Raw genomic sequence first — 7,050 nt, 5'->3', positions numbered from 1 at the left:
CCGCAGGAAAGTGATGAAGACTATGCAACAACAAGAGAGTTTGTAAAAAAAGTAGGGTTTTCAGAGCTTCATGTGTTTAAATATTCAAGAAGAGACGGAACTGTTGCGGCAAAAATGATAGGACAGGTAGATGAAACCATAAAATCAAAGAGAAGCGAAGATTTGATTTCAGTGGGAGAATCTTTAAAAGAAAACTATAGAAAAGAAAAAATCGGGGAAAAAGTATCGGTGCTTTTTGAGGAGGAAAAGGAAATAAATGGAATAAAATATCAGGTAGGTCACACTAAAGAATACATAGAGGTGGCTGTGGAAACTAAGGAAAATCTGGCAGGAAAAATAGAAGAAGTTTTCCTTAAAGACTTTATTGATAATGAAATAATGCTTGCCACTAGGAAAGTTTTATATTAAAATCATAATATACTGCCATTAAAAGGCAAAAAAAGGACGTGATAAGATGAGCAATTTAGGCAATACACAGTTTTTTAGAGTTCAGCCTGAAACTAAGTTAGGCGTGGAAGAGATTTTCGAAAAGGTATATGAGGCGTTAGCTGAGAAAGGATATAATCCGGTAAACCAGATAGTGGGTTATATTATGTCCGGAGATCCGACTTATATTACAAGCTACAAAAATGCAAGAAGTCTTATTATGAAAGTCGAGCGGGATGAGCTCATAGAAGAGGCTGTAAAATATTACATTAATAATAAATTAAAATAACTGCGTTGAAAAAAATGTAGCTTTAGTAGTTATGCTCTTTTTTAGGTAAAGTGCGTAAAATAAAAGATTAAGGGTTAAACTATGAGAATAATGGGATTAGATTTCGGTTCAAAAACAGTGGGAGTGGCTGTAAGTGACGAGTTAGGTCTTACTGCTACGGGAATTGAAATAGTCAGAAGAGATTCGCCAAATAAGTTAAGGAAGACTTTGGCAAGAATTGAAGCACTTATTAATGAATATAATGTTGATAAAATCGTGTTGGGTTACCCGGTTATGCTAGACGGCAGCGAGGGAGAAAGAGTGGAGAAAACAAAAGAGTTTGCAACTATGTTACACAGAAGGACTAACCTTGAAATAATATTTCAGGACGAAAGGCTTACCACGGTGGAAGCCTATGAGATTATGGACTTAGCAGGTATTAAAAGGGAAGACAGGTATAAATATGTTGACCAGGTTGCAGCGCAGGTTATTTTAGAGGATTATTTAAACAGCAATAATTAGTTTTAGTTTAAATCAGTTTTAAGGAAAAATAGTTAGAGGTATTTTATTTAATGGAAGAAAAGATTGTTTTTATTGATGAAGACGGAAATGAAGTAGAAATGTATGTGGTTGAGGAAACCAGAATTAATAATGTTAATTATCTTCTTGTTACGGAAGACGAGGGAGATGAAGAAGAGGCTGAGGCTTATATCTTAAAGGATATATCAAAGGAAGAAGATGAAGAGGCAGTTTATGAAATGGTAGTTGAAGATTCGGAAATAGACTACATAGGAAAAGTATTTTCTGAACTGTTAGAGGACATAGATATTTCAAAATAGGATATTTATTAGAAGGGTAAATTTGAGATAATAAGGAGAAAAAATAATAGATGAGTGAAAATTCAAATATAAAAATTATTCCACTGGGAGGTCTTGAACAGATAGGAATGAACATGACTGCCTTTGAGTACAATGGCAGTATTATTGTTGTGGATTGCGGTTTGTCATTTCCTGATGACGATATGTTGGGAATTGACTGTGTAATTCCAGACATTACTTATTTAAGAGAAAATATTGATAAGGTTAAGGGTTTTGTAATAACCCATGGACATGAAGACCACATTGGAGCATTACCATATGTATTAAAGGAAATTAATGTTCCTGTATATGGAACAAAGCTTACCATAGGAATTATTGAAGGAAAATTAGAAGAGCATGAGCTCCTTGATGTAGTTAAGAGAAAAGTTGTAAAATTCGGACAAAGTATACATTTAGGAGGTTTCAGAATAGAATTTATCAGAACAAACCATAGTATAGCAGATGCAGCAGCATTGGCTATTCATACGCCGGTAGGGGTTATTGTACACACCGGAGACTTTAAGGTTGATTATACACCTGTATTTGGTGATGCCATAAATCTTGCGAGATTTAGTGAACTGGGAAAACGTGGAGTTTTGGCACTTATGTGTGACAGCACTAATGTTTTACGTCCGGGCTTTACACCGTCAGAGAGAAAAGTAGGAAAAACATTTGATCATATTTTCGCAGAACACACTAAAAACAGAATTATTATTGCTACATTTGCATCTAATGTGGACAGAGTGCAGCAGATTATAAATACGGCATGCAGATATAACAGAAAAGTTATTGTTGAAGGAAGAAGTATGGTAAATATTATTTCCGTAGCAAGGGAAATGGAATATTTAAAGATTCCTGACAATACACTAATCAGTATAGAAGAAATGGAAAATTACACTGATGACCAGTTAGTTCTTATCACTACAGGAAGTCAAGGTGAGTCCATGGCAGCTCTGTCACGTATGGCAGCATCTCTTCACAGAAAGGTGCGTATTAAACCAAATGATACCATAGTATTTAGTTCAACACCTATTCCGGGAAATGAAAAAGCCGTGTCAAAGGTTATGAATGAATTATACCAGCAGGGAGCAGACGTTATTTTTCAGGACACCCATGTTTCAGGTCATGCATGCCAGGAAGAAATTAAGCTTATGTATGCTTTGATTAAGCCTAAGTATGCCATTCCGGTGCATGGTGAATATCAGCACTTAAGACAGCACGGACGTTTGGCACAGGATATGGGAATACCAAAGGAAAATGTGTTTATTATGGAATCCGGTGATGTTTTAAGCATTGGTAAGGATAGTGCAGGCATTACAGGAAGAGTTCCGGCAGGTTCCGTGTTAGTTGACGGATTAGGAGTAGGTGACGTTGGAAATATTGTTCTTCGAGACAGACAAAACCTTGCAGAAAACGGAATAATAATAGTTGTTCTTACACTGGAAAAATATTCAAATCAGATTCTTGCAGGACCTGATATTGTAACCCGTGGATTTGTTTATGTAAGGGAATCTGAAAACCTTATTGAAAATGCAAAGGAAGTAGTAACACAGGCACTTTTGGAATGTCTTGAAGGCAGAAATGTGGACTGGGGAAAAATCAAAATGGTTGTTAAAGACAGTCTTGGAGAATATTTGTGGAAGACCATGAGAAGAAGTCCAATGATTCTGCCAATTATAATGGAAGTTGAATAGTCAGGAGTTTATATGAATAATAGGAAAACTTCACAGGGCTTTGCCAATGTATCAATAAAGATGCTTAAATATATTGTAATGGTTATTATAATTGTGGTATGTGCCACAGCAGCCTTTAATTTTGGCTCAAAGATATTTAACAGCAATGGTGTTGAGGAAGAGCCGGGAACGGACATGACCTTTACTGTTGACAAAGGCACAACCATAAAGCAGTTTGGCAAAACCTTGGAAGAATATGGAGTAATAGAAGATGCAAATGCTTTTGTGGTACAGTCATATATTTATACTGTAAAAACCATAAAGCCCGGAACCTATACCTTTAACACTTCATGGACAGGGGAAGAAATTTTTAAAACCATAAGCGCAGGTCCGGAAGAGAATAAAAAGGAAAATACAACTGAACAAGGGGAAGATGCACAGTAATTGCCCTGTATTATGGAGGATAATATGATAGTAAACGAAAGGATAGTATCATATATACATTCATTAGAAAAAACAAACAGCGAAGTTTTGGAAAAAATTGAAGAGCAGGCACATATTGATAACGTACCTATTATAAGAAAGGAAATGGAAAGCTTTCTAAGGGTAATGTTATACATTAAAAAGCCGAAAAGAATATTAGAGCTGGGTACCGCAGTAGGGTACTCAGCCATTTTAATGAGTGAATGTATAGATGAAGACGGGAAAATTACCACAATTGAAAATTATGAAAAAAGAATTGTGGAGGCTAAAAAAAATATAGAATTGTCAGGAAAAGGACAGATTATTGAACTTCTTGAAGGCGATGCCACAGAGGTTATGAAGACTCTTCCGTCACAACAGTTTGACTTTGTATTTATGGATGCGGCAAAGGCGCAGTACATTTACTTTTTGCCGGAGGTTTTGCGTCTGATGAAAAAAGGAGCAGTTCTCATTACAGATAATGTATTGCAGGAAGGAGACCTTATTGAGTCAAGATTTGTGGTGGAAAGAAGAGACAGAACCATTCATAAAAGAATGAGGGAATACTTAGAAGTAGTAAAAAATCATGAGGAATTAGAGACAAGTATTGTTCCAATAGGTGATGGAATAACAATATCTGTTAAAAAATAGAAGACAGGAGTGTTTTAATATGAGAAGAAAACCGGAATTGTTAGTGCCTGCCAGCAGTCTTGAAGTGTTAAAGACAGCTGTAAGGTATGGTGCAGATGCAGTATATATTGGTGGTGAAGTTTTCGGTCTTAGGGCTAAGGCTAAAAATTTTTCTTTAGAGGAAATGAAAGAAGGAGTGGATTTTGCCCATGAGCATGGAGTGAAAGTATATGTTACGGCAAATATTTTGGCTCATAATGCGGATATTGAGCCGGTTAAGGTATATTTCAATGATTTAAAGACAGTTAAGCCGGATGCACTTATTATTTCTGATCCGGCAATATTTACCATAGCCAAGGAAATTCTGCCGGATATGGAGCTTCATATAAGTACTCAGGCAAATAACACTAACTATGGAACATACAATTTCTGGTACAATTTAGGTGCAAAAAGAGTGGTTTCCGCCAGAGAATTGTCCCTTAATGAAATTAAGCAGATAAGGGAAAATATTCCTGATGATATGGAAATTGAAACCTTTGTCCATGGAGCAATGTGTATTTCCTATTCAGGCAGATGCCTTCTTAGCAGTTTTATGACAGGAAGAGATGCCAATAAAGGAGCCTGCACCCATCCGTGCCGCTGGAAATACGCAGTGGTTGAAGAGTCAAGACCGGGACAGTACATGCCGGTGGAGGAAAATGAAAGAGGCACATATATATTTAACTCAAAGGATTTGTGTATGATAGAGCATATTCCTGAATTAATTGATGCAGGAATAGACAGCTTTAAAATTGAAGGAAGAATGAAGACAGCTTTGTATGTGGCTACAGTTGCAAGAACTTATAGAAAAGCAATTGATGATTATTTAGAAAGCCCTGACAAATACAGGGAGAATCTTCCGCTTTACAGAAAATGGATTTCCCAGTGTACTTACAGACAGTATACTACCGGATTTTTCTTTGGAAAGCCTGACGAAACAACTCAGATATATGATAACAACGTATATGAGAGAGATTATGTATATTTAGGAATTGTAAGGGAAGTTTCAGACAATGGTGAATTTGTTCTTGAACAGAAGAATAAATTTAGTGTTTCGGAAAAAATAGAAGTAATGAAGCCGGATGGAAGGGACATAGAGGTTAATGTTATTTCCATAAAGGATGAGGAGGGGAATGAAATGGAAAGCTGTCCTCACCCAAAGCAGAAGTTATTGGTTAAATTAAGTGAGACTCCTGAAAGGGGAGACGTGCTTAGAGTAAAAGAGTAGTAAAATAAACCTGTAAAGACATGCACGGGAAATGGCGATTTATCATAAGATAATATAATTAAGTATGTCGCGGGGGAAAGTGTGAAAAGTTTTTTGGAACCTTTGACACCTACGGAAGAAAATCATTGGATAGAGAGATTTCAGAATGGAGACAAGGAAGCAAAAGACATACTAATTGAAAGAAATTTAAGGCTTGTGGCTCACATAGCCAAAAAATATTATTCAGAAAACAGGGAGAATGAAGAGCTGATTTCCATAGGGATAATTGGCCTTATAAAGGCGGTAAATACCTACAATCCCCAAAAGGGAAAGCGACTGGTGACATATGCATCAAAGTGTATTGAAAATGAACTGCTTATGATGCTTAGGGGAGAAAAAAAGAAAAACAGGGAAGTGTCACTAAATGAACCTATTGGGATGGATAAGGAAGGTAATACAATAAGCCTTATGGACATTATGGAAAATGACGGAATTGATGCACTAAAGCAAATGGAAAATGCGGAAGATGTGGTAAGGGTAAGGCAATATGTGGAAAAGGTTCTGTCAAAAAGGGAAAGGGAAATTATTGTTATGAGGTACGGTTTAGGGGGAGAGGAAGCTATGACCCAGAAAGCCGTAGGAAAAGCAATGAATATATCAAGAAGCTATGTTAGCAGAATTGAAAAAAAGGCACTGGAAAAATTGAAAAAAGCTTTTGACAATTCATACTTAATGTGATATAAAATAGTCAATATGACAATGAAAAAAGAATAGCACTTTTGACACCAAAATTTAATATACAAAGAGGATAGATTATGGTGTGTAAAGTAAATTGTGCAGCTATTATGGGAGTGGACGTACTGCCTGTAATAGTTGAAACAGATATATGTAATGGTCTGCCATCTTTTGATATGGTAGGCCTTTTGTCTTATGATATAAAAGAGTCAAGGGAAAGGGTGAGAACAGCAATAAAAAATTCGGGGTTTTTAGTTCCACCTAAGCGGATAACAATTAATTTTTCTCCGGGAAACATAAGAAAGGCAGGAACGTATTTTGACCTGCCGGTGGCAGTGTCTATTTTGTGGTGCCTTGATATAATAAAGTGCAGGTTAGATGATAAAATGTTTGTGGGAGAACTTAGCCTAAGTGGACGGGTAGTAGCTGTAAATGGAGTTTTACCTATAGTTTTGCATGCTATGGAAAGGGGAATGAAATATTGTTTTGTGCCGGCTATGAATGTTGGAGAATGCCGATATATAAAGGGCATAAAGGTAATTGGAGTAGAAGATTTAAATGAACTGGTTATGTTACTTGTAAGTGGCGGATATAAGAATTATCAAATAAAGGAAGAAATAGAAGAAGCAAGCCAAAAGCATGTATTCGGAACAAAGATGAGATCTGTAATATATGAAGCAAATGAAGAAGGAATAAGAGATATTGTAAATCAACAATTCGAATTTGCAAAAACAATATGTGACGGTGGATTAG

Annotated in this window: 9 protein-coding genes and 1 pseudogene (1 of these 10 only partly in view); all 10 read left to right on the top strand. The window is 36.2% G+C overall.

The window, feature by feature from the left end; genetic code table 11:
• Positions 1-408 (top strand): annotated as a pseudogene (gene mtaB, locus Q5O73_RS07330) (tRNA (N(6)-L-threonylcarbamoyladenosine(37)-C(2))-methylthiotransferase MtaB) (it extends 894 nt beyond the left edge of the window).
• Between the two features lie 46 nt (positions 409-454).
• Positions 455-715 carry an IreB family regulatory phosphoprotein gene (locus tag Q5O73_RS07325; protein ID WP_021952705.1) on the top strand — a complete coding sequence of 87 codons (261 nt, stop codon included), beginning with the start codon at positions 455-457 and terminating at the stop codon, positions 713-715.
• Positions 716-796: 81 nt separating this feature from the next.
• A complete protein-coding gene (gene ruvX, locus Q5O73_RS07320; RefSeq protein ID WP_021952704.1) occupies positions 797-1,216 on the top strand; it encodes a Holliday junction resolvase RuvX in 420 nt (139 codons plus the stop codon).
• A gap of 50 nt (positions 1,217-1,266) precedes the next feature.
• Positions 1,267-1,533 (top strand): DUF1292 domain-containing protein, encoded by a 267-nt coding sequence (locus Q5O73_RS07315; protein WP_021952703.1) that lies wholly within the window; start codon positions 1,267-1,269, stop codon positions 1,531-1,533.
• A 50-nt stretch (positions 1,534-1,583) separates the two neighbouring features.
• On the top strand, positions 1,584-3,245 hold the full coding sequence (locus Q5O73_RS07310) for a ribonuclease J (RefSeq protein ID WP_021952702.1): 1,662 nt from the start codon (positions 1,584-1,586) through the stop codon (positions 3,243-3,245).
• 12 nt (positions 3,246-3,257) lie between these two features.
• Positions 3,258-3,668 carry an endolytic transglycosylase MltG gene (locus Q5O73_RS07305; protein WP_021952701.1) on the top strand — a complete coding sequence of 137 codons (411 nt, stop codon included), beginning with the start codon at positions 3,258-3,260 and terminating at the stop codon, positions 3,666-3,668.
• Positions 3,669-3,692: 24 nt separating this feature from the next.
• Positions 3,693-4,337 carry an O-methyltransferase gene (locus tag Q5O73_RS07300; protein ID WP_021952700.1) on the top strand — a complete coding sequence of 215 codons (645 nt, stop codon included), beginning with the start codon at positions 3,693-3,695 and terminating at the stop codon, positions 4,335-4,337.
• Between the two features lie 19 nt (positions 4,338-4,356).
• Positions 4,357-5,583 carry a U32 family peptidase gene (locus Q5O73_RS07295; protein ID WP_118588806.1) on the top strand — a complete coding sequence of 409 codons (1,227 nt, stop codon included), beginning with the start codon at positions 4,357-4,359 and terminating at the stop codon, positions 5,581-5,583.
• Positions 5,584-5,637: 54 nt separating this feature from the next.
• Entirely contained in the window at positions 5,638-6,300 is a 663-nt protein-coding gene (gene sigK / locus Q5O73_RS07290; RefSeq protein ID WP_366459400.1) for an RNA polymerase sporulation sigma factor SigK, read from the top strand.
• Between the two features lie 77 nt (positions 6,301-6,377).
• The coding region (locus tag Q5O73_RS07285) for a magnesium chelatase domain-containing protein (protein ID WP_302669366.1) at positions 6,378-7,050 on the top strand (673 nt) is incomplete at its 3' end.

The sequence above is a fragment of the Eubacterium sp. AF15-50 genome (assembly GCF_934835595.1).
Lineage (GTDB): Bacteria > Bacillota > Clostridia > Lachnospirales > Lachnospiraceae > Eubacterium_G > Eubacterium_G segne.
This window is presented reverse-complemented; position numbering and strand designations above follow the sequence as displayed.

Excerpts from the sequence above, each read along its gene's own strand:
- Q5O73_RS07295 (WP_118588806.1), top strand. The coding sequence starts at position 4,357 with ATGAGAAGAAAACCGGAATTGTTAGTGCCTGCCAGCAGTCTTGAAGTG.
- ruvX (WP_021952704.1), top strand. The coding sequence starts at position 797 with ATGAGAATAATGGGATTAGATTTCGGTTCAAAAACAGTGGGAGTGGCT.
- Q5O73_RS07305 (WP_021952701.1), top strand. The coding sequence starts at position 3,258 with ATGAATAATAGGAAAACTTCACAGGGCTTTGCCAATGTATCAATAAAG.
- Q5O73_RS07300 (WP_021952700.1), top strand. The coding sequence starts at position 3,693 with ATGATAGTAAACGAAAGGATAGTATCATATATACATTCATTAGAAAAA.
- Q5O73_RS07315 (WP_021952703.1), top strand. The coding sequence starts at position 1,267 with ATGGAAGAAAAGATTGTTTTTATTGATGAAGACGGAAATGAAGTAGAA.
- Q5O73_RS07325 (WP_021952705.1), top strand. The coding sequence starts at position 455 with ATGAGCAATTTAGGCAATACACAGTTTTTTAGAGTTCAGCCTGAAACT.
- Q5O73_RS07310 (WP_021952702.1), top strand. The coding sequence starts at position 1,584 with ATGAGTGAAAATTCAAATATAAAAATTATTCCACTGGGAGGTCTTGAA.